This is a genomic window from Streptomyces sp. NPDC052023 (assembly GCF_044548465.1).
Lineage (GTDB): Bacteria > Actinomycetota > Actinomycetes > Streptomycetales > Streptomycetaceae > Streptomyces.
Map to the genome: position 1 here is coordinate 62,111 of NZ_JBIUBW010000027.1, position 21,770 is coordinate 83,880.

Annotated in this window: 21 protein-coding genes; 17 read left to right on the forward strand and 4 right to left on the reverse strand. The window is 71.5% G+C overall.

The genetic code is table 11. The features are described 5' to 3' along the window. A complete protein-coding gene (locus ACIHCM_RS34265) occupies positions 1–3,240 on the reverse strand; it encodes a S41 family peptidase (protein WP_399904829.1) in 3,240 nt (1,079 codons plus the stop codon). Positions 3,241–3,429: 189 nt separating this feature from the next. On the opposite strand from ACIHCM_RS34265, the gene ACIHCM_RS34270 reads away from it, so the two are divergent. From ACIHCM_RS34270 to ACIHCM_RS34285, 4 genes are all read left to right on the forward strand, one after another. After that, a complete protein-coding gene (locus ACIHCM_RS34270; RefSeq protein WP_399904832.1) occupies positions 3,430–4,029 on the forward strand; it encodes a TetR/AcrR family transcriptional regulator in 600 nt (199 codons plus the stop codon). 124 nt (positions 4,030–4,153) lie between these two features. Next, complete coding sequence (locus ACIHCM_RS34275) at positions 4,154–6,364, forward strand: MMPL family transporter (protein WP_399904835.1); 2,211 nt, start codon at positions 4,154–4,156, stop codon at positions 6,362–6,364. A gap of 150 nt (positions 6,365–6,514) precedes the next feature. Further along, on the forward strand, positions 6,515–7,012 hold the full coding sequence (locus tag ACIHCM_RS34280) for a YbaK/EbsC family protein (RefSeq protein ID WP_399904838.1): 498 nt from the start codon (positions 6,515–6,517) through the stop codon (positions 7,010–7,012). Then, positions 7,009–7,848 (forward strand): EamA family transporter, encoded by an 840-nt coding sequence (locus ACIHCM_RS34285; protein WP_399904841.1) that lies wholly within the window; start codon positions 7,009–7,011, stop codon positions 7,846–7,848. The genes ACIHCM_RS34280 and ACIHCM_RS34285 overlap by 4 nt, the downstream gene beginning before the upstream one ends. Positions 7,849–7,875: 27 nt before the next feature. On the opposite strand, the gene ACIHCM_RS34290 is transcribed toward ACIHCM_RS34285, so the two are convergent. After that, positions 7,876–9,375, reverse strand: coding sequence for a metallophosphoesterase (locus ACIHCM_RS34290; protein WP_399904844.1), 1,500 nt, complete (start codon positions 9,373–9,375; stop codon positions 7,876–7,878). 234 nt (positions 9,376–9,609) lie between these two features. Between ACIHCM_RS34290 and ACIHCM_RS34295 the strand changes: the two genes are divergently transcribed. The 4 genes from ACIHCM_RS34295 (at position 9,610) to ACIHCM_RS34310 (ending at position 13,173) form a co-directional block, all read left to right on the forward strand. After that, on the forward strand, positions 9,610–9,885 hold the full coding sequence (locus tag ACIHCM_RS34295) for a DUF1876 domain-containing protein (protein WP_393110437.1): 276 nt from the start codon (positions 9,610–9,612) through the stop codon (positions 9,883–9,885). Positions 9,886–10,136: 251 nt separating this feature from the next. After that, entirely contained in the window at positions 10,137–11,324 is a 1,188-nt protein-coding gene (locus tag ACIHCM_RS34300) for an acyltransferase family protein (RefSeq protein WP_399904847.1), read from the forward strand. A gap of 188 nt (positions 11,325–11,512) precedes the next feature. After that, entirely contained in the window at positions 11,513–12,319 is an 807-nt protein-coding gene (locus tag ACIHCM_RS34305; RefSeq protein ID WP_399904850.1) for an SAM-dependent methyltransferase, read from the forward strand. Between the two features lie 182 nt (positions 12,320–12,501). Beyond that, a complete protein-coding gene (locus ACIHCM_RS34310) occupies positions 12,502–13,173 on the forward strand; it encodes a ScbR family autoregulator-binding transcription factor (protein WP_399904853.1) in 672 nt (223 codons plus the stop codon). Between the two features lie 75 nt (positions 13,174–13,248). Here ACIHCM_RS34310 and ACIHCM_RS34315 read toward each other — a convergent pair whose 3' ends face one another. Beyond that, complete coding sequence (locus tag ACIHCM_RS34315) at positions 13,249–13,983, reverse strand: ScbR family autoregulator-binding transcription factor (protein WP_399904856.1); 735 nt, start codon at positions 13,981–13,983, stop codon at positions 13,249–13,251. Positions 13,984–14,205: 222 nt separating this feature from the next. Here ACIHCM_RS34315 and ACIHCM_RS34320 point away from each other — a divergent pair, with 222 nt between their 5' ends. Continuing rightward, positions 14,206–15,186 carry a ScbA/BarX family gamma-butyrolactone biosynthesis protein gene (locus ACIHCM_RS34320; RefSeq protein ID WP_399904860.1) on the forward strand — a complete coding sequence of 327 codons (981 nt, stop codon included), beginning with the start codon at positions 14,206–14,208 and terminating at the stop codon, positions 15,184–15,186. Positions 15,187–15,411: 225 nt separating this feature from the next. On the opposite strand, the gene ACIHCM_RS34325 is transcribed toward ACIHCM_RS34320, so the two are convergent. After that, the gene (locus ACIHCM_RS34325) at positions 15,412–16,182 is read right to left on the reverse strand and encodes a response regulator transcription factor (RefSeq protein WP_399904863.1); all 771 of its coding nucleotides are present in this window, start codon (positions 16,180–16,182) and stop codon (positions 15,412–15,414) included. A 419-nt stretch (positions 16,183–16,601) separates the two neighbouring features. Between ACIHCM_RS34325 and ACIHCM_RS34330 the strand changes: the two genes are divergently transcribed. From ACIHCM_RS34330 to ACIHCM_RS34365, 8 genes are all read left to right on the forward strand, one after another. Further along, positions 16,602–17,183: a hypothetical protein gene (locus ACIHCM_RS34330; RefSeq protein WP_399904866.1), complete on the forward strand. Its 582-nt coding sequence runs from the start codon at positions 16,602–16,604 to the stop codon at positions 17,181–17,183. Then, positions 17,180–17,371, forward strand: coding sequence for a hypothetical protein (locus ACIHCM_RS34335; RefSeq protein ID WP_399904869.1), 192 nt, complete (start codon positions 17,180–17,182; stop codon positions 17,369–17,371). The genes ACIHCM_RS34330 and ACIHCM_RS34335 overlap by 4 nt, the downstream gene beginning before the upstream one ends. Positions 17,372–17,750: 379 nt before the next feature. Then, a complete protein-coding gene (locus ACIHCM_RS34340) occupies positions 17,751–18,122 on the forward strand; it encodes a dehydrogenase (protein ID WP_399904872.1) in 372 nt (123 codons plus the stop codon). Next, the gene (locus ACIHCM_RS34345; RefSeq protein ID WP_399904874.1) at positions 18,119–18,694 is read left to right on the forward strand and encodes a nuclear transport factor 2 family protein; all 576 of its coding nucleotides are present in this window, start codon (positions 18,119–18,121) and stop codon (positions 18,692–18,694) included. Before ACIHCM_RS34340 ends, ACIHCM_RS34345 begins: the two co-directional genes overlap by 4 nt. A gap of 3 nt (positions 18,695–18,697) precedes the next feature. Then, a complete protein-coding gene (locus tag ACIHCM_RS34350) occupies positions 18,698–19,189 on the forward strand; it encodes an ester cyclase (protein ID WP_399904877.1) in 492 nt (163 codons plus the stop codon). A 99-nt stretch (positions 19,190–19,288) separates the two neighbouring features. Next, the gene (locus ACIHCM_RS34355) at positions 19,289–19,693 is read left to right on the forward strand and encodes a nitroreductase family deazaflavin-dependent oxidoreductase (protein ID WP_399904880.1); all 405 of its coding nucleotides are present in this window, start codon (positions 19,289–19,291) and stop codon (positions 19,691–19,693) included. Then, the gene (locus tag ACIHCM_RS34360; RefSeq protein WP_399904883.1) at positions 19,690–20,280 is read left to right on the forward strand and encodes an NADPH-dependent FMN reductase; all 591 of its coding nucleotides are present in this window, start codon (positions 19,690–19,692) and stop codon (positions 20,278–20,280) included. The genes ACIHCM_RS34355 and ACIHCM_RS34360 overlap by 4 nt, the downstream gene beginning before the upstream one ends. Positions 20,281–20,346: 66 nt before the next feature. Then, the gene (locus ACIHCM_RS34365) at positions 20,347–21,651 is read left to right on the forward strand and encodes a cation:proton antiporter (protein WP_399904886.1); all 1,305 of its coding nucleotides are present in this window, start codon (positions 20,347–20,349) and stop codon (positions 21,649–21,651) included. The last annotated feature ends 119 nt before the right edge of the window (positions 21,652–21,770 follow it).

Consider the following 21,770-nt stretch of genomic DNA (forward strand, 5'->3'; position numbering starts at 1 on the left):
TCAGGGTCGTGGCGGCAGCTTGGGCCTCGACCGGTCCGGGACGTGGCTGTAGTCGGGCGGCGTCGCAGCGGGCCGGGTCGTCAGGAGGTTCAGGGCGAGTCGTACCGCGTCGTCGAGCTGGGCGTAGCGGCCCTCCGCCCAGTCGAGAGGGGTGCGCAGGGCCTCCACGTCGGGGGCGACGCCGTGGTTCTCGACGGACCAGCCGTAGGCGTCGAACCAGGCCGCGTTCATCGGGACGGTGATGACCGTGCCGTCGCCCAGGCGATGACGGCCGGTCATCCCGACCACGCCGCCCCAGGTGCGCTGGCCCACCACGGGCCCCAGGTCGAGGAGTTTGAAGGCGGCCGTGATCATGTCGCCGTCGGAGGACGTCGCTTCGTCCGCCAGCGCCACCACCGGCCCCCGTGGCGCGTTCGAGGTGTACGACACCGGCTGGGCGTCGCGTGTGAGGTCCCAGCCCAGGATCGTGCGGGCCAGCTTCTCGATGACCAGTTCGCTGATGTGCCCGCCCGCGTTGCCGCGCACGTCCACGATCAGCGCGGGCCGCGACACCTCCATGCGCAGGTCGCGGTTGAACTGGGCCCAGCCCGAACCGCCCATGTCGGGGATGTGCAGATAGCCGCAGCGGCCTCCGCTCAACTCCCGTACCACCGCCCGGCGTTTGGCCACCCAGTCCTGATAGCGCAGCGGACGCTCGTCGAGCAGCGGGACGACGGCGACCCGCCGGGAGCGTCCCTCGCCCTCGGCCGGGGTGAAGGTCAGCTCCACCGTCGTACCGCCCGCGCCCGCGAGCAACGGGGAAGGGCCGGTGACCGGATCGACCGGGCGGCCGTCGACGTGGGTCAGGATCGCGCCCTCGCGGATTCCCGAACCGGCGAGCGGAGAGCGGGCCTTGGAGTCGGAGGAGTCACCGGGCAGGATGCGGGCGACGGTCCACCCGCCGTCGCGTTGCACGAGGTTGGCGCCGAGCAGGCCTTGCCGGCGCTGGTAGTGGGGCGGGCCCTCGTTGCGGCGGGCGGCGGAGACGTAGGCGTGGGAGGTGCCCAGCTCGCCCAGCACCTCGCGGAGCAGGTCGGCGAACTCGTCCGGCGAGGCGACCCGGTCCACCAGGGGCCGGTACTGGTCCAGCACCGCGTCCCAGTCGATCCCGCACATCCCCGGCTCCCAGAAGTAGGCGCGGATCAGCCGGCCCGCCTCCTCGTACGACTGCCGCCACTCGGCGCCGGGATCGACCTCGTGCATGATGCGGCGCACGTCGATCCATGTCGTCGTGTCGCTGTCGCCGGACTCGGTGGACGGCACCGCGCGCAGGTCGCCCTCGTCGACGACGACGAGCCGGGTGCCGTCGCCGCTGACGGTGAACCAGTCGAGATGCTCGACGAGTTCGGACTTCTTCGCCTTGGTGATGTTGAAGTACTCCAGGGTGGGACGGCCGCTGGTGTCGTCCGGGTTGACGAACGTCTCGCCGAGCGCGCCCGAGATCGGCCAGCGCAGCCAGACCAGCCCGCCGCCCGCGACCGGGTACAGCCCCGAGTACTTGGACGCCGCCACCGGGAAGGGCGTCACCCGGCTCTCCAGGCCCTCGACCTCGACCATCACCGCGCCGCCCTCACCGCCCTCGGCGCCGGCCTCGTCCTCGACCGGGTCCATGCCCCCGGCGGCCGGGCGCCCGTCCGGGCTGAGCGCGAAGGGGGAGGGGGTGGCCGAGGTGAGCGGGACCAGATACGGGCGGCAGCCCAGCGGGAAGGAGAGGTCGCCGGTGTGGACGTCGTACACCGGGTCGAAGCCGCGCCAGGAGAGGAAGGCGAGATAGCGCCCGTCCCGGGTGAAGACCGGGTTCTCGTCCTCGAACCGGCCGTTGGTGACGTCGACGACGAGACGGTCCTTGATCCGGGCCAGCTTGATCTGGCGCAGCGACCGGCCGATCCCCGGATGCGACCAGGTGAGCCAGGAACCGTCCGGTGAGAAGGCGAGATCGCGCACCGGCCCGTTGATCGACCGGATCAGCTCGGTCACCTCGCCGTTCGACTCCTCCGTGGCGTCGAGCAGCAGCAGCCGCCCGTCGTGGGCGGCGACGGCGAGCCGCTCGCCCTCGGGGTCGCAGACCATCTCCAGCACCCGGCCCAGCTGACCCCGGGCCAGTCGCCGGGGCTCGCGGTCGCCGGTGGCGCGGGGCAGATAGGCGATCTCGACCGCGTCCTCGCCCTCCGCGTCCGTCACATAGGCGACCTGGCCGCCCGGACCGAGCATCTCCGGAAGCCGTACCCGTACGCCGGGGGTGTCGGTGATGGTGCGGGCGGGGCCGTCGCGATGCGTGAGCCAGTACAGGCTGCCGCGCACGACCACCGCGCTCGCGCGCCCGGTCTCGTCGACCGAGATGCCGTCCACGTGGTGCGCGGCCGGCACCTGGTAGGTACGGCGCCCGGCGCGCGGACCGCTCAGGCGCACGTCGAGGCGGCGCGGTGCCGAGTCCGCGGCGAGGTCGTCGACGAGCCACAGGTCCCCGGCGCACTGGTACACCACGCGTGTGCCGTCGCTGGAGGCGTGCCGGGCGTAGAAGGCGTCGTGGTCGGTGTGCCGGCGCAGGTCGGAGCCGTCGTAGGCACAGGAGTAGAGGTTGCCGACGCCCTCGTGGTCGGAGAGGAAGGCGACCCGGCCGCCGACGAACATCGGGGAGTGCAGATGACCGTCGAGGCCGGCCAGCAGACGCGTGCCGTGCAGCCAGAGGCGGCCCATGGCGCCGCCGCGGTAGCGCTTCCAGGAGGCCGGTTCATGGGGTGGGGTGCCGGTGAGCAGGAGGGTGCGGCGTTCGCCGTCGATGTCCGCGACCTGGATGTCGGAGACCGGGCCCCACGGCAGCTTGCGGCCCGGGCAGCCGTCCGTGGAGACCTTGTAGGCCCAGGTGAAGTGCGAGAACGGCTCTCCGTGCGAGGCGACGGCCAGGATGTCGCCGTCCGGGGTCCAGCCGCACACCTGGGTGTCCGGGCTGCCCCAGTAGCTGAGCCGCCGGCCGCTGCCGCCCTCCGCCGGCACCAGGTACAGCTCCGGGGCGAGGCTGCGCCAGCTCGTGTACGCGATCAGCCGGCCGTCGGGGGAGAGGCGGGGGTGGCCGACCTTGGTGCGGTCGACGGTGAGCCGCCAGGCACGGCAGGGTCCGTCGAGCGGGGCGAGCCAGAGGTCGTCCTCGGCGACGAAGCACAGCAGGTCACCGCTGAGGTGGGGCAGGCGCAGATAGGTCACCTCCCCATGCTTCGCCCGGGGGACGGACCAGAGCAAGTCATGAAAAATCCACCGGCCGGATGGGTGTCGCTCCGGACGTGACCGGCGACACGTACGAAACGGTTTCGTTTCTGAAAGAGCTGCGCTACATTCGTCATGTCCGAGACCGTGTCGTACGAACGATTGCCGCGAGCAGGAAGGGTGAGTCGCATGGCCGATGTCGCAACGACGCGTCGCAGCCGGATCACACCCGAGCGTGAGGCCGAGCTGTACGAGGCCGTGCTCGACCTGCTCCGGGAAGTCGGCTACGACGCGCTCACCATGGACGCCGTGGCCGCCCGCACCAAGTCCAGCAAGGCGACGCTCTACCGCCAGTGGGGCGGCAAGGCCGAGCTGGTGGCCAGGGCGATCCGGCACAACAAGCCGGGCATCACCGCGGCCACCGACACCGGGAGCCTGCGGGGCGACTTCCACGCACTGATGGACCGTGAGGACGACTGCACCATGGAGCAGAACGCCGCGCTGATGCGGGGTCTGGCCATGGCGGCGCACACCAACCCGGATCTGCTGAAGGCCTTCAAGGAACTGCTGGTGGAGCCCGAGGCGCGGGAGTTCCGCAAGCTGATCCAGCGGGCCATCGACCGGGGCGAGGTCCGGGCGGACAACCCCGCGCTGGACTACGTCCTGCACATGATGCTCGGCGCCTTCGCCACCCGTGCGCTGATCGACGACCGGCCGCCGACGAAGGCCTTCCTCGTCTCGTACATCGACGCCGTGGTCCTCCCCGCCCTCGGCGTTCCCACCACCTGACCTCCCCGCCGGACCCCGCACCGGTACCTGACGCGACCGCTCACGTCGTCGGGACGATCACCCCCTCCCCGCCGGTGATCACCCCTGCCCTGAAACACCACGACCTGACCGGGAGTTCGCCCTCGTGGCCACGTTCCTCTACAAACTCGGCCGACTCGCCTTCCGGCGACGGCACTTCGTCGCCCTGATGTGGGTGGCGCTGCTGACCCTCGCCGGAGTCGGCGCGGCCAGCGCGCCCGCCCCCGGCACCACGTCCTTCTCGATTCCCGGCACCGAGGCCCAGAAGGCCTTCGACCTGCTGGAGGAACGCTTCCCCGGGATGAGCGCGGACGGGGCGACCGCACGAGTCGTCTTCAAGGCGCCGCCCGGCGAGAAGATGACCGCCGCCGGCAACAAGGCGACCGTCAAGGAGACCCTCCGGGACCTGTCCGACGGCTCCGAGGTCGCCGCCGTCGCCGACCCGTACGCCGCGAAGGCGGTCAGCCGGGACGGCACGATCGCCTACGCGCAGGTCACCTACAAGGTCTCCGGCATGGAACTGGCGGACTCCTCCCGCCACGCCCTGGAGGAGGCCGCGCAGAACGCGCGGGACGCCGGGCTGACCGTGGAGGTCGGCGGTGACGCGCTCCAGACCACGCCCGAGACCGGGTCCACGGAGATCATCGGCATCGCGGTCGCGGCGGTCGTCCTCGTCATCACCTTCGGCTCGCTGCTGGCGGCCGGGCTGCCGCTGCTGACGGCGATCATCGGCGTCGGTATCGGCGTCGCGACGATCACCGCGCTGGCGAGCACGCTGGACCTGGGCTCGACGACCTCGACGCTGGCCACCATGATCGGCCTCGCGGTCGGCATCGACTACGCGCTGTTCATCGTCTCCCGCTACCGGGCGGAACTGGCCGAGGGCCGGGAGCGCGAGGAGGCGGTCGGCCGGGCGGTCGGCACGGCGGGCTCGGCGGTCGTCTTCGCCGGCCTCACGGTCGTGATCGCGCTGGTCGGCCTGGCGGTCGTCAACATCCCGATGCTGACGAAGATGGGCCTCGCGGCGGCGGGCACCGTGGCCGTCGCCGTCCTGATCGCGCTGACGATGATTCCGGCGCTGCTCGGTTACGCGGGCCGCAAGGTGCGTCCGGCGGGCGAGAAGAGCAAGCTGCTGGGCGGCGGGCGCGCCTCGGCCGCGCGGAAGCAGGGGCGTCCCAACATGGGCACGCGCTGGGCGAGCTTCGTCGTACGTCGTCCGGTCGCCGTCCTGCTGCTGGGCGTGCTCGGACTCGGCGCCGCCGCCGTCCCGGCGACCTCGCTCGAACTCGGTCTGCCCGACGACGGCTCCCAGCCGACGTCGACGACACAGCGCCGGGCCTACGACCTGCTCTCGGAAGGCTTCGGCCCCGGTTTCAACGGCCCGCTGATGGTCGTGGTCGACGCGAAGTCGAGCGCTGACGCCAAGGCCGCCTTCGGTGACGTGGCCGACGAGATCAAGGGCCTGGAGAACGTGGTGACGGTGACCCCGCCGGCGCCCAACAAGGCGGGCGACACGGCGACCATCACCGTGATCCCCGACTCCAAGCCGTCGTCGGTGACGACCGAGGAGCTGGTGCACTCCATCCGTGACACCGGCGCGCAGGTCAAGGCCGACACCGACGCGGAACTGCTGGTCACCGGCGCGACGGCGATGAACATCGACGTGTCCCAGAAGCTGAACGACGCGCTGGTCCCGTACCTGATCCTGGTCGTGGGCCTGGCCTTCCTGCTCCTCATCGTGGTCTTCCGCTCGATCCTGGTCCCGCTGAAGGCGGCGCTCGGCTTCCTGCTGAGCGTGATGGCGGCGCTGGGTGCCGTGGTGGCGGTCTTCCAGTGGGGCTGGTTCGCCGGTCTGATGGGCGTCGAGGAGACCGGTCCGGTCATGTCGATGATGCCGATCTTCATGGTCGGCGTGGTCTTCGGCCTGGCCATGGACTACGAGGTCTTCCTCGTGACACGGATGCGGGAGGCATACGTCCACGGGGAGAAGCCCAGCCAGGCGGTGGTGACCGGGTTCCGGCACGGCGCACGGGTGGTCACGGCGGCGGCGGTGATCATGATGGCGGTGTTCGCGGGCTTCATCGGCTCCAGCGAGTCCATGGTCAAGATGATCGGCTTCGGCCTGGCGATCGCGGTCTTCTTCGACGCCTTCGTCGTCCGCATGGCGATCGTCCCGGCGGTCCTGGCGCTGCTCGGCAAGAAGGCCTGGTGGCTGCCGAAGTGGCTGGACCGCGTGCTGCCCGACGTCGACGTCGAGGGCGAGGGCCTGCGCACGAAGACGGACCACGACGAGGACCGCGAGCTGGTCCACGTCTGACGGCTCCCGGAGAGCGGACCGGTGAGGGCACCGTGCGGACGGCGCCCGCCCTCACCGGTCCTTCTCCTGCCCGGAGTCCGGACGCCGTGACGCGTCACCCGGGCGTAACCCGTTCGCCTGTGCGCTGCGCGGGCCGCTAGCGTGCCCGGCATGACCACTTCGGAATCAGGAGTTCACCCGCGGTTCGGTGCCGCGCTCGACGAGTTGGGGCTCGCGGATGTGCGGGGGCGGGTCCGGAGGTTTCCCGAGGCGACACGGACCGCTGCCGAGGCAGCCGCCGCTGTGGGATGTGAACTCAGCCAGATCTGCAAGTCGCTCGTCTTCGCTGCCGACGGCGTGCCGGTGCTCGTGCTGATGGACGGGTCCTCCCGCGTCGACGTGGAACTGGTGCGGCGGGAACTCGGAGCCGCGAAGGTCACGAGGGCCGCCGCCGGCGTCGTACGGGAGACGACCGGGTACGCCATCGGCGGAGTCCCGCCGTTCGGGCATCTGACCAGGACGCGGGTGCTCGCCGACCGGTCGCTGCTCGGGCATGGCGTGGTGTGGGCGGCGGCCGGGACGCCGTACACCGTCTTCCCGATGGCACCCAAGGCCCTGATCGCCCACGCCGGCGGCACCCTGGTGGACGTCCGCGAGCGCGCTGCGTGACCCCGCTGGTCACCGCGGCCGTCCTGCTCGCGGCCGTCGCGCACGCCGGCTGGAACGCCATCGCCCACCGCATCACCGACAAGCTCGTCGGGTTCACGCTGATCTCGGGGGGCGGGCTGGTCATCGGGCTCGCGCTGCTGCCCCTGGTCGCGGTTCCGGCGGCGGGGGCATGGCCGTATCTGCTGCTGTCGGCCGCGCTGCACATCGCGTACTACGCGCTGCTGATGAGGTCCTTCCGGCTCGGCGACTTCGGGCAGGCCTATCCGATCGCGCGCGGCAGCGCGCCCCTCGCCGTCACCGTGCTGGCCGCGATCTTCGCGCACGAGGTGCCCGACGGCTGGGTAGTGGCGGGTGTCGCGCTGAGCTGCGCCGGGCTGACCGGCGCCGCGCTGTGGGGGCTGCGCGGGCGGACGCCCGACTGGCCGGCGATCGGCGCGGCACTGGCGACGGGGCTGTCGATCGCCGTCTACACCGTGGTGGACGGGCTGGGCGTACGGGCCTCCGGGTCGGCGTTCGGATACGTGGCGTGGCTGATGGCCGTGCAGGGGGTGGTCATCCCGGCGTACGCGCTGTGGGTCTGGCGCACGCGGACCCTCGCGACCCTGCGGCCGTTCCTCGGACCGGGGCTGCTGGGCGCCGGGCTGTCCGTGGGTGCCTACGCCCTGATCCTGTGGGCGCAGACCCGCGCCGAGCTCGCGCCCATCGCCGCCCTGCGTGAGTCGTCGGTCATCGTGGGCGCCGCCATCGGGGCCGTGGTCTTCAAGGAACGGTTCGGGGCGGCCCGGATCGCCGCCGCCGGTCTGCTGGTGGTGGGGATGGGGCTGATGCTGGCGTGATCTCCGGCGCCGGTCCGCCGCGCCGGGCTACGCCGCCGTGAGCCGGCCCGGCAGCGGATCCCGCGGCGACGGACGGGTGATGCCGGACAGGTCGTGGGCCGCGACGCTGTTGCGGTCCGTCACCGAGTGGCCGAGCGCGTGGTGCGCCCACAGGCCGCCCGCGACCCGGCGGCTGCGCTCCACCCAGGCACGGGCCGCGGCGTCCCGGGGCGTGTAGTGGTTCAGGGCGTAACCGGCCGTGTGCAGGCGCAGCAGGCTGAACCCGCCCGGATAGTCCTTCACCGCGCTGACCTCCTGGAACGTGACGTGCGGCGCCTCGTTCAGGACCGTGCGCTTGTTGCGGTGGGTGTGGCCGGCGTGGTGCAGGAAGACGCCCCGCGCGGCGGCGTAGGCCGCGAGGAGCGCGCGCGCCTGGGCGCGGGCCAGGCGCTGACCCGCGCTCACCGGGAACAGGGACTGCCGTACCGTCAGCGGATGGTGGCCGAAGACGAGCGTCGGCTGCTCCCTCGCCTCCCGCAACCGCGCCCGCAGCCAGGCCAGTTGCTCCGCCCCCATCCCGCCGGCGTCGCCGCCGGTGCCGGTCTTCTCGTAGGTGTCCAGGCCGATGATCCGCAGGCCGCCGACCTCGCGGGCGAAGTACGTGGGTTCTCCCGTGCCGGAGCCGAACGCCCGGTGGAACGGGTCGCCGCCGGGGCCCGCCCGGTCGTGGTTGCCCCGTACGACGAAGTAGTCCCGTCCGTGGACACCGAAACCGTCCAGGATGCGCCGCGCCGTCGCGAGGTCGCGCGGCGCGCCGCCCGCGGAGATGTCCCCGGCGGCCAGCAGCAGGTCCGCCCCGCGCCGCCGGGCCTCCGCGACCACCGCCCGGCTCATGATCTCCGGGTACGGGGCACGGCCCGGCGTCTGGGACACACCGCGCAGCAACGGGAGCCCGGCCACCAGGCCCGCCGTCGTCTCGCCCAGGTGCAGATCGTTGCAGAGGGCGATCGACAGCAGGTGGCGGCCCGGCGGGGGCTGCGGCGTGGTGAAGGCGTACGGGCCCGCCGGTGTGTCCAGGCCGTGCGGCGAGGTGCCCACCGCGTTGCCGCCGGCCAGGTGCAGCGGGGTGGGCGCGGCGGCAACGCCCCGGGAACGGGCCTGGTAGTAGTACGTCCGGCCGGGTTCGAGACCCGTCAGCTCCACCCGGTGGTGAGCGGCCGGACGGTCCTCCCCCGCGACCCGGTTCAGGCGGGCCGGATGGGTGCCGTACACCACCTCGCCCTCGGTGAGCGCCGGGATCATCTGGCCGAGCCCGTCGTCCGTGCCGGGCACACCCGTGAACCAGGTGATCACGGCGTGGTCCTCGGCGAGGGTGACCAGTTCCAGCTGGACCGCGGCGAGGGGGCCCGAGTGCCGGGTGCGCAGTCCGTGCAGGACGACGGGGGCCAGCAGGGCCGCCGAGCGCAGGACGTGGTGGGGAGCGGGGAGGGCGCAGAGGGCCCCGAAGGCTGAGCGGGCGGCTTGGGAAGCGGTCAGGCAGCAGCGCATGCCGCCTTCGTGCCCGGTGGCAGTGAACGGCGGCCGTGGCCGGGGCGGCGTACTCGGGTCCGGAACACGACAGGAGCGACGGGAACGCGACAAGCCGGGCACTTGGGGAGCACCCTGGAAGCAACGGCGGCAACGGGTGAGCACCTGGGAGCAACGCCGGCGACGGGTGAGCACCCTGGAAGCGACGCCGCGCAACGGGTGATCCTGGAGACAGGTGGTCCGGAGGTGATCGTCATGATGCACACCACTGTGGGATGGCATGTCGAGCTGGAATTCCAGGAGGACGACACCCACACAAGGGCGGCGGCGCTGGTACGCCTGCCCGACGGGACCGAGGTACGGGCCCACGGACAGGCGAGCCGGCACCACACCGACCCCAATCAGCCACGGGTGGGCGAGGAGATCGCGGGAGCACGGGCGCTGAACGAACTCGCCATGCGCCTGCTGACCAAGGCGCACGACGAGATCGACTCGGCGTCGGGGCGCACGTCGCACCCGATCCACGTCTGACCCGCGTCCTCGCGCGGCCCGGCCGCCAGGGGCGTGACGGCACCCGGAGCGGGTTGACTTCCGCGAAGGGGGGCTGTCACGCTCTTGGCGGCGGTTGATGTGTGCCCCCGAGCGTCCCCTGGTGCGGACCGGGGTTTCCCGCCGGCTGACCGTTCTCTTTTCCTTGTGCTCCGCCTCATGCTGTCGACACCGCGCGGCAGGCTCTCCGGCCTGCCGCGCGGTGTTTTTCATGCCGCGCGAAGGAGAGATCCGTGACCATCCCGACCCACCGACCCCAGGAGAGTGTGCCCGCCCGGACCGGGCGGGCACCGTCGCTCGCCGGGCTGCCGTCACTGACGGGGCTCCGCTTCTACGCGGCGACGGCCGTGTTCCTGTACCACGTCACCAGCCCACAGCTCAGCCCCTTCAGCGGGCCGGCCGGACAGGACGCGGCCCGGCTGTTCGGGATCGCGGGCGGGCTCGGGGTGTCGTTCTTCTTCATCCTCAGCGGATTCATCCTGACCTGGTCCGCCCGCCCCACGGACACCCCGGGCCGGTTCATGCGCCGCCGCCTGGTCAAGCTGTACCCCAACCACCTCGTCACCTTCGCGGTCTCCCTGGTGGTCTTCGCCGGCGCGACCACCACCGCCTGGCAGCACTGGCTGCCCAGCCTGCTGCTGGTGCAGACCTGGTCCTGGGACCCGGCGGTGTCCTTCAGCGTCAACGCCCCGAGCTGGTCGCTGGGTTGCGAGCTGCTGTTCTACCTGTGCTTCCCGCTGCTGCACCGCGCGGTGAAGGCGATCTCCCCGGCCCGGCTGTGGGCGTGGACGGCCGGCCTCGTGGCCGCCGTCGTCGCCGTACCGGCCTTCGCCTACGCCGTGCTGCCGGGCGAGGCCCGCCTCCCGGGCTGGCAGGTCAGCGAGGTGCAGAACTGGTTCGTGTACCAGCTGCCGCCGGTCCGGATGCTGGAGTTCGTGCTCGGCATGCTGCTCGCCCGGCTGGTGCTGACCGACCGCTGGGTGGGCGTGCGGCTGTGGCAGGCGGTGGCGCTGTGTGTCGCGGCGTACGCGGTCGCGCTCGAAGTGCCGTACCTGTACGCCCTTTCCGCGGTCTGGGTGATCCCGCTCGGGCTGCTCGTCCCGGCCGCCGCGGTCGCCGATCTGCGGGGGCGGCGCTCGCCGTTCCGGGGGCGGGTGACGACGTGGCTCGGCGAGGTGTCCTTCGCCTTCTATCTGCTCCAGGCCGCCGTGCTGATCGGCGGCAGCAAGTACCTTGCCGGGCACACTCCTTACAGCTTCGCGGAGGCTGTCGGGCTCTGCCTGCTCGCCTGGGCCGTCACCACCGTCCTGGCGTATCTGCTGTACGCGCTGGTCGAGCGTCCGGCGATGAAGCACCTCAGCCGCCCGCGCCGGAGGGAGGCGGCAACGGGTGCGGCCGAGCGGACGCCCAGCCTCCGTTGACACCGGACGCGTGCACATGTCACGCTTCCTCGCGGAGCCCGTTTGCCCTGAAACGGCATGACTCAGGCGACATCCACCGGTAGCGACCGGTTCTGGATGTCGCCTTTTCTGTTGGCCCCTCGCCGGGCCGGTCGGCCGTGCGCGGGCTCCCCGCATGCGCTTCAGCCCCTCACCAAGGATGTGTGGACATGCCCGAGACCATGACCCCCGACCAGATACCGCACGCCGCGCGCATCATGGACTACTTCCTGGGAGGTTCCGAGAACCTCCCGGTGGACCGCGCCGCGGCGGACGGCATCGTGAAGCTGCTGCCCGGCGGCCCGCTGGGGGCGCGCGCCAACCGGCGCTTCCTCAACCGGGCGGTGCGCACCGCCACCCGGCGTGGCATCAGCCAGTTCCTGGACATCGGCTGCGGCATTCCGGCCGCGGCCGCCACGCACGAGGTCGCCCCCGAGGCCAAGGTCCTCTACGTCGACAACGACCCGGTCGTCGGGGACATCGCCCGCCGGATCCTTGGCGAGCGGTCCGGCGGCCGCACCTCGTACCTCGACGCGGACTTCCGCGACCCGGAGGCGGTCCTGTCCGCCCCCGCGACCAAGGAACTGCTGGACCTCTCCCAGCCGGTGGCCGTGCTGTTCGGCGCCCTGCTGCACTTCGTCGTCGACTCCGAGGACCCGTACGGCACCGTCGAGCGCTACAAGGAGGCGCTGGCCCCCGGCAGTCTCGTCATCCTCACCCACTCCAGCCCCGACTACGTCTCCGCGCCGGTGCGGGCCGCGGTCGACGAGTTGTACACGAACCTCCGGGTGGACCTCGCCTCCCGCACCCGCGCGGAGATCACCCGGTTCGTGGCCACCGAGGGCTGGACCGTGCTCGAACCCGGTGTGGTGTCCGTCAACGAGTGGGAGACGGCGGACGAGCGGGCCTCCGACGCGGACTACCGGACCAACCGTGAGGACACGGCCGGTTTCGCCGCCGTCGCCGTGAAGAACTGACGCACCCGGGCGTGGCCGGCCCGTCCCCGGCGGGCCGGCCCGCCGTGCGGATCGGCGCGGGAAAGTGTGAGGATTTGGAATCTTTTTGTTTATCTGACACTGGGCTTGCGTTCCGTTGCGGTGCCGAGGCGTATGAAGGACCCATGCAGGAGGTGTAACGGGTTGCTTCGAGGAGCCGTCGGATGGCAGGCAAACAGAAACGCTCCGAGCGGACCGTCGAACGGCTGGTGGTCGCCGCCGCCGAGCAGTTCGCGCGGAACGGCTACGTGCGGGCCACGCTGGCCGACATCAGCCACCATGCCGGGGTGACCAAGGGAGCGCTGTTCTTCCACTTCTCCACCAAGGACGAGGTCGCCCTGGCCGTGCAGGACCGCGGCCGGGAGGTCATGGAGTGCGCGGTGCTCCAGCTGGAGGCGAGCGGTGGGACGTATCTCCAGCTCGTGGTCGATCTGACGTATGTGCTGGGGCGGTTGCTGCGCGAGGACGTGTTCGTGCGCGCGTCGGTGCGGATCGCGCGTGAGCGGGAGCCGGGGGACGCCGGCGGCATCGTTGTCGGCCGTGCTCTGCCCGCCGGCGAGAGCACCCGGGACTTCTACGGGCAGTGGCTGGGGAGGCTGGGCGGTCTGCTGGACGAGGCCCGCCGGGCCGGTGAACTCGGGCAGTCCGTACCGGAGTCGTCCGCGCGGACACCGGTGGCGGCGGCCGTCTCCGGGCTGGAGACGCTGACGTGGCTGGGCGTACCGGCGGACGAGTGCGAGACCTGGCTGGCCGACCTGTGGGAACTGACGCTGCCCGCGCTGGCGTCGGAGGACGGGCTGCGGGGGGTACGGACCACGGCGCCGTCCATGTCGTGACGCGCCAGGGGGCCTCGGCCGGGCCGCCGGCAGCGGCGTGCGGCGACGAGCACGCCCCTCGCCCCCGCCTACCGGTCAGTCGGTCTGCCCCTGACCCTGCCCCTGACCCTGCCCCTGTTCCTGTCCCCGCTCCGGCTCCCGCTCCGCCGGCCGGTCGTCGTCGAGCGGCGGAAGCCCCAGCTCGGCACGGCACTTGGGGGAGCCGGGCGGCTGGAAGGCGGCGAGCCGGTCCGCGGGGACGATGCCCGGCAGCAGGTAGCGGAACATGTCCGCGACCCGCTCGTGCAGGTCGTCGCGGCCGGTGCGGACGTACGACGCGAGCTGAAGGCCGGTGAACGAGCCGCACACGAACGTCGCCAGGTCGGTGACGTTGATCCCCGGGAAGAGGTCGCCGCGGCCCTGAGCGGGCGCCAGGCAGTCCCGCACGATGCTGATCCACGAGTTGTACGGCGTGGGGTCGGGGTCGACGAACGAACCGAACTCCACCACCAGCCTTATCCCCGCGCGCAGCCGGACGTCGGTGCGCAGTCCGTGCGCCAGTCGGTGCCCCATGTCGATCACCGTCTGCACGCCCGGCATCAGCTCCCCGGCGATCAGGTCGGTGGACTGGAATTGCTCGTCGACCAGCGCGCGGGCGAGGGCCTCCTTGGAGGCGAAGTGGAAGTAGAGCGCGCCCTTGGTGACACCCGCCTCCTGTGCGACGTCACTCAGGCTCGTGCCGCCGAAGCCGGTCGCGTCGAAGGCCGTCGCGGCTCCGTCGAGGATCGCCTGCCGGGTGATCTCGGCCCGTTCCTGCCTGGCCCTGGCCACGTGCCTGCCTCCTGTCCGCCGACGGTCCGGTGAGGGTCGCCCAACCCCGCCGTTCCCGTCGATTGTCCCTTGGTAAAAGACTGCCATGTCCGAGAGAAAAAAAACCAGTCAGCTAGTACGCTTACGGCAGCGGCGTTGCCATGCACGACGGCGGCCCATGTAAGCCCTGTCCTGTTCCGCTCGCGGAAGGCCGCATTCCTTCCGCGCCTCAGGAGGCACACGATGAGTGCACTTGTGCAAGCCGACCGACTGGAATTTTTAACCCTCGAAAACGGGGAGGTCGACCTCTTTGAGCGCACGGTGCCACGCTGGCTCGTGCACCGCGCGGCGGTCTCGGAAGTCCTCATCACGGGCGTCCGGCCGCACAGACGCGACGTGTACCGCGTGGGTGCGCAGTGGGCCCGCGGACACAGCTACTACGGCCCGGTCGCGGGGCGCTGGCACGACCCCATGGTGCTGGGAGAATCGATACGCCAGGCCGGGCTGCTCCTCGCGCACCAGGCGCTCGGCATCCCGCAGGGGCACCGGTTCCTGACCAAGGGCACCTCGTTCGAGATCACCGAGGAGGGGGCCCGCCTGGCCGGGGCGCCGGCGAACGTGGTGCTGGAAGTGACGCTCAAGGACATCCGCTGCCGCCGGGAACACGTCGTGTCGTTCTCCTGCGACGTGCTCGCGCACCGGGACGGCACCCTCATCGGGCACGGGTACGCCGCGAGCGACTGCGTGGCCCCGGCGGTGTACCGCAGGCTGCGCGGCGAGCGGGCGGAGGTCCGTCCGGCGTGCACGCTCATCCCGGCGGTGGAGCCGGAACTCGTGGGACGGTCAAGGGAGTTCGACGTCGTGCTGGGCGTGCCGGGCGGGGAGGCCGGCAACGACCAGGGTGCGGTGCACCTGCTGCGCGTCGACCACACCCACCCGGTCCTGTTCGACCACCCGGTGGACCATGTGCCGGGCATGCTCGTCATGGAGGCCGCCCGGCAGGCGGCCCTGGCCCGCCTGGGGCTGCCGCACGGCCTGCTGGTCGGGTGCGAGGCCTCGTTCCACCGCTACGTCGAGCTCGACACGCCCTGCGTGGTGACGGCATCCGTACCGACGGTCGACGAGCTCGGACGGCGGAGCCTGAGAGTGGACTTCCACCAGGGGGGCTCGGTGGCCGGCGTGTGCAGGGTCACCATCCTGGACACCGCGGCCGCACACGCCTGAGGGCCCGACACGCCTGAACGTCATGGGGGGTGCCCCCTTCCCGCGTGCGTGCGGGGAGGGGGCTCGGTCGTACCTGAAGGGGGCGAGCGGGGCGGGGCGCGGCGACGCGGGGCGTACAGGGCGCGTACCGGGGCGTGGTCCGCCGGCGTACGGAAAGCCTGCGTTTCGCGTACGCGAGGGGGCCCTGAGGTGGGCGCGCCCCCGTACGCATGAGTGTCGAGCCGTTCAGCCGCCCTGCTGCTCCGCCGTCTGCCGTACCGGGGTGAGGGCCTTGGGCGGTATCACCAGGCGGTAGCCGATCCCGCGGACCGTCTCGATCCACTCGCGGTTGCCCAGCTTGCCGCGCAGGGAGCCGACATGGACGTCGAGGGTACGGGTGGAGCCGAACCAGTTCTCGTCCCAGACCTGGGCCATGATGTCCTGGCGCCGGTGTACCGTGCCCGGCTCCTCCATGAGCAGGGCCAGCAGGTCGAACTCCCGCCGGGTGACCGGGATCTCCTCGCCGTGCAGGGCGACCGTGCGGGTGCGCAGGTCGAGTTCCAGCGGGCCGGCGCTCAGCATGTCCCGGGGCGAGGGCACGGTGGATGCGGGCCGGTCCGCGGGCTGCGGCTGCCGGCCGTGGTTCTCGTGTCCGGGGCAGTGTCCGGTGCGCCGGAAAAGGGCCTGGATGCGGGCGCTCAACTCGTAGGAGCCGACCGGCTTGTACGCGAACGCGTCGGCGCCCATGTGGAACGCCATCACCCGGTCCAGCTCCTCGGCCCGGTCGCTCATCGCGAGGATCGGCACGCAGGACCGCTCCCGGATGCGCCGGCACACCTCGTGCCCCGCCAGGTCCGGCAGGCTGAGTTCGAGCAGGACGAGCGACACGTCGTCCAGCAGGTCCAGCGCGTCGGCCCCGGTCGCGGCGCGCAGCGCCGCGAACCCGTGGACGGTCAGGGCCTGCGCGAGCGATTCGGCCACGCCGTCATCGTCATCGACGATCAGAACGGTCCTCATCGGTGTCTCCCAGCGCCGTGGCCCGCCTGCGCCGAAGCCCCGCCGCAGGTCTGAAGGGTGGTCGAAAAAAACTGGTCGAACGGTATCTTCTGCTATGTTTATCAAACGGATCGGCCAGTCTTCAAGCCTTGCCCGGGAGTCATCGGACCGGCCCGGCGGCGGAACCAGTTCCTCCGGGGACGCGGCCGGGCCGGCCGCCGTACCCCGGCCCCTGCACGGCGAATTCAGGCCGTCTCACACTGCCCTGACGGTCCGTTCACACAACTGCAGATGCTTGCCCAAACCCTGAACGGGCCTGCGTTGAAGCGCGTCAGGGCGGGCGCGAGCATGGAGGAAGTCTCAGGAGAACCCAGAGATCCGGGGGGATTGGCATGCACGAGGTTCGGCAACTCGCCGACGACCACAGGAGCAGAGACTGTGTGCCCCTGTGCGGTCGGATCTGCGCCAGGTGCGTGGGCCGGCTGCACCGGGAGTTACGCGCGCTGCTCGAACTCTACGAAGAGAGCGACCAGGCCCTCACCCGGGCCACACCCCGGCTGCGTGAGCGCGTCAGCGGCAGCCGGAGCACCGTGGGCATCGTGCTGGACGACGACGCGGTGGCCCTGCGGACCCAGGTCACCGACGTCCTCGCGCAGTGGGCACGGCTCGTGGTGGACGAGCGGCGGGACCGCGCGCCGCGGCCACGGGGGCCGCGGATGGACAGCCTGGTGCGTTTTCTGCAGCAGCAGTTGCCGTGGCTGGCCCTTCACCCCGCGGCCGTCGACTTCGACGAGGAGGTCGCCGAACTGCTCGCCGGTCTGGGCAAGCTGTTCGGTCCCGGCCAGGTGCACAGGTTCCCGCTCGGCCCGTGTCTGGAGCCGGGGTGCGACGGGACGCTGCACGGGGTCACCTCCACCGGCGGCGGCCAGGTGCCCAGCCATGTCACGTGCGACGCCGGGCACGCCCTGCCGCCGCACCAGTGGATGCGCCTGGCCGACCGGCTGAAGGGTGAGGCCGCGTGACCGAGGAGGAGTACCGGCGACGGCGGAGGGTCTCCACGGAGCTGGCCGCCCTCGCGATGGGGGTCTCGGAGGCCACCATCCGCAAGTGGGCGAGCCGCCGGAAGATCACCCGGTACGGCGGTCCGCAGCGCGCGGAGTACGACCTGGACGAACTGTTCCGGCTGACCCGCCGGGACGATTCCCGGTAATTCCCGATCTTCGGCAACGGCGCCGGGGAATAAGCCCTGCAATTATCCATCCCACCGTCATGAGCGGGATCGTCAGAACCACTCCGAAGAAAAACGCGGATCCGTGCGGGGATCCCGTTGAGCAGCCCCTGCGGCCGGCCCCCAGGCCGCGGGGGCTGCTTCTTTTCCGTTTACCGGTCCTTCATCAAGTGGCCGCCGGAAAACCGGAGTTGACGAAGCTCGGGCCAAGGTGTCACACTTTTTCCGGCACCTTCATGCCCTGACTCGAAATCCGTGTCCACGCCGGTCCTCCGGCCTGGACGCGGATTTTTTGTTTCCCGGGTTTCCCCGGGTTTCCCCGGGTCCTCCCGGGTTTCCCCGACTAGAGGAAGTGTGGTCGATGCCTGTTTCTCCCTGGACGCCCGTCGGTCGCTGGACGGGTACGGTCACGCACGACGGCGAGGTGGACGACTACACGGTCACCTTCGAGCCGGACGGTTCGCTCTCGGTCACGACCAAGAAGAGCACCGGCACCGGCTCATGGACCGTGACCGGTGACACCGGACTGGAGTTCTCCCTGCGCGAGGACTTCAACCTCGACGTCACCCAGATCAGCCCCAACGGCCACCACGCCGCCTACATACAGATCGACATCAGCGCCCGCCGTGACGGTGACTCGCTCACCGGCGAGGGCAAGGCCGTCGTGCACGGTCCGGACGGCGCCGTGATCTACGGGACGGACGCCACCACCGAAGCGCGCCGGGTGTCATGACCCGGCCGCAGGCGGCGGATCCCGCCGCACTGGCCGCCGAGGTCGCCCGGCTTGCCGACCTCGCCGAGCTCCAGCGGCTCGCCGGCCGCTATCTGGCCAGCCTCGACGAGGGCCGCTTCGACGAGGCCTGGGCCAAGTCCCTGTTCACCGAGGACATCGAGATGACCTTCCCGGTGGGCAGCCACCGTGGCATCACCGGTGTCGGCGGTTTCACCACCGAGATCATGGCGCGCTGGGGCCGTACGCATCACCACGGATCCGAGAGCTCCGCGGACCTCGACGGCGATCGGGCCGAGCTCAGCTGGAGCCTGATCGCGTCCCATGTGCACCACGGCTCGCCCCTGCCGCCGGACCCTTCCGAGTACTTCCAGCTCGGCGGGCGGTTCACCGGCACGGCACGGCGGACGCCGGACGGCTGGCGCTTCGGCCGGCTGCGGCTGCGCATCTCGTGGACCACGGGAGCCGTGCCCAAGGGCGTGACCCAGGTCGACGTCAAGACCCTCGACACCCGCGGGAACGCCACCGCGGCCGCATCAGCGGCATCAGCAACAGCAGCGACGAAGGAGAACTGACGCATGCCCACCACCCTCACCGCCGAGCAGCAGCGCGAGGTCATCGAGAAGGTCTTCCACGAGGGCCTGGACCTCGGTGACCTCTCGGCCGCCGACCGTTATCTGACCGCGGACTTCCGCAACAACGGCAGCCACGACGACTCCATGCGCGGCCCGGAGGCGTTCAAGCACACCATCAAGATCCAGCAGTCCGCGTTCAGCGACATCCGCTACGAGATCCTCGACTTCATCTCGATGGGTGACAAGGCCGCGATCCGCTGGGTGATGCACGGCAGGCACACCGGCCCCTTCATCGGCATCCCGGCGACCGGGCTGCAGGTGCAGCACCAGGCGATCATCTGGTTCCGCTTCGAGGGCGACCGGATCGCCGAGCGCTGGGGCATCGTCGACAACTTCGCCCTGGAGCGCTTCCTGAAGTCCGGCGGCAAGCCGGTCGGCCCGCTGACCCCGGCCGGCGCGAACGGCGGACCCGGCGCGGGCAAGCCGGCCGCCTGACCCACGCCCCGGTCCGGACGGGCGCCCGCCGTCGGTGCACGACAGCGGCGCCCGTCCGGCGTTCCAGGGCAACCGACAGCTCAGAGGGAGGGAAGATCCGTGCCGATCGACAGGAAAGTGGCCCGCTTCAACCGGAGGTTCGCCAACCATCTGGTGGGCCCGCTGTTCAGCCGGCTGCCCGGCTTCGGCAAGGTGCACCACCGCGGCCGCAGGTCGGGGCGCGAGTTCGCCACGCCGGTGAAGCTGTTCCGGCGCGGCGAGGACATCGTCATCACCCTGCCGTACGGGCCGGGATCCGACTGGGTCAAGAACGTGCTGGCGGCCGGAGGTTGCGAGATCACCACCCGGGGCCGGCGCGTGCAGGTCACGAACCCGGTGGTCTTCGCCGACGACGGCACCACGAAGATGCCGGCCCTGACCCGCCGCATCCTCTCCCGGGTCGACGCCAAGGAGTTCCTGGCGCTGACGCCGGTGACCGTGCCGGGATCGGCGGTACGGCGATGAGCGCGTCCGGCCTGGTGACGCGCCCACTGCGGGTCGCGCTGCTCGTCGGCTCGGCACGGGACGGACGGCTCGCGCCGGACGTGGCGGGCTGGTTCGCGCGGGTGGCCTCCCGCCGCGACGACCTGGTGCTGGACGTCCTCGACGTGGCCGAGCACCTGCTGCCCGCGAGCCTGGACGCGGACGACCCGACGGCGGCGGCCCTGCGGCCCCGGCTGACCGGGGCGGAGGCGTACGTCGTGGTCGTACCGGAGTACAACCGCAGCGTGCCGGGCCCGCTGAAGACCCTGATCGACAGCTTCCAGTCCGAGTGGCAGGCCAAGCCGGTCGGCTTCGTCGGCTACGGGCTCGGCACGGCCGGCGGGGTGCGCGCGATCGAGCATCTGCGGCAGATCTTCGCCGAGTTCCACTGCGTGGGGATGAAGGACATCGTCACCTTCCCCAGGATCCTCGAACACTACGACGCCGAGGGCCGCTTCCCCGCCGACCCCGAGGGTGCGGAATCCGCGGTCAAGCTCATGCTCGACCAGCTGCTGTGGTGGGCCCGCGCCCTGCGCGAGGCGAAGGCGGCACGCCCGTACGCCTCCTGACGCTCCGTCGGTGACACCGGACGACCGCGCGCTTTTCCTTCCCGAACCCTCCACAGGAGACGTGTGATGGCCGCTGTTCCCGATCCCCTTCCCGATCTGCTGACAGCCGTGCCCGCGGTGATCCTGGCCTGCCGGGCCGGCGCCCAGCTCGTGCGGCGGCTCGGGCAGCCGCCCGTGGTGGGCGAGATCGTCGTGGGGATCCTGTTCGGTCCCTCGCTGCTGGGCTGGCTGTGGCCCGGCGCGCAGGCCTGGCTCTTCCCGCAGTCCGTGCTGCCGTACCTCGGCGTCCTGGGCAACATCGGGCTGCTCGCCTTCATGTTCCTCGTCGGGCTGGAACTGGACCTCAAGGCGCTGCGCGGCCACAGCCGTACCGCGGTGGCCGTGTCGCAGGCGGGCATCGCGCTGCCGTTGCTGCTGGGCACCGTGCTGGCCTTCGGCATGTACGGCACCTTCGCCCCTGCCGGCACCGACAGGACGGCGTTCGTGATGTTCATCGCGGTGTCGATGAGCATCACCGCCTTCCCCGTCCTGGCCCGCATCCTCACCGACCGGGGTCTGTACCGGACCCGGGTGGGCGCGCTGGCCATGGCGTGCGCCGCGGTGGACGACGTGACCGCCTGGTGCCTGCTGGCGGCCGTGGTCGCGGTGACGAAGAGCGGCTCGCCGCTGGAGGCGCTCACCACCGCCGCGTACGCCTCGGCCTTCACGCTGGCCATGTTCTGTCTCGTCCGGCCGGTGCTGCGCCGGTGGGCGGGGCGGGCCGAGCGCAAGTACGCCGAGGGTGTGGTGCTGGTCGTGCTGTTCAGCGGGTTGTGCCTGAGCGCCTACGCCACCGAGGAGATCGGTGTGCACGCGCTGTTCGGCGCGTTCCTGTTCGGCGTGGTCACCCCGCGTGGCCGGCGGAAGATCGAGGCCGCGGCGGCCCGGCTGCGGGCGTTCGCCGTGCCGGTCCTGCTGCCGCTGTTCTTCGTGGTCACCGGACTGAGGACCGATGTGTCGCTGCTGGGCGGCGACCCCGTGCTGTGGCTGTGGGCGGGCGCCGTGCTCGCCGTCGCCGTGCTCGGCAAGTGGGGCGGCGGCTCGGTCGCGGCCCGGCTCGCGGGCCGGGGCTGGCGGGACGCGATGTCCATCGGCGCACTGATGAACTGCCGTGGCCTGACCGAGCTGGTCGTGCTGAACATCGGCCTCGGCCTGGGCGTCATCGGCCCGGACCTGTTCACGATCCTCGTGCTGATGGCCCTGGTCACCACGGCCGCGACCTCCCCGGCGCTGAGCTGGATCCGCCGTGGCGCCAAGGATCCGGATCCGGCCGAGGACCCCACCGGAACCGGCCAAGAAGAGCCGGTCCTGGAGTCCGCCGGCACCCGCTGAAACCGCCTTCCACCTGCCCTTCCGGTCATCGCTTGGGCAGTGGATGGTTGGACGGTTGCTAGTTGGGTGCATTGATAGATAAGTAAGTTGACGATAGTCTCGCGGTACGGCAACCCAGC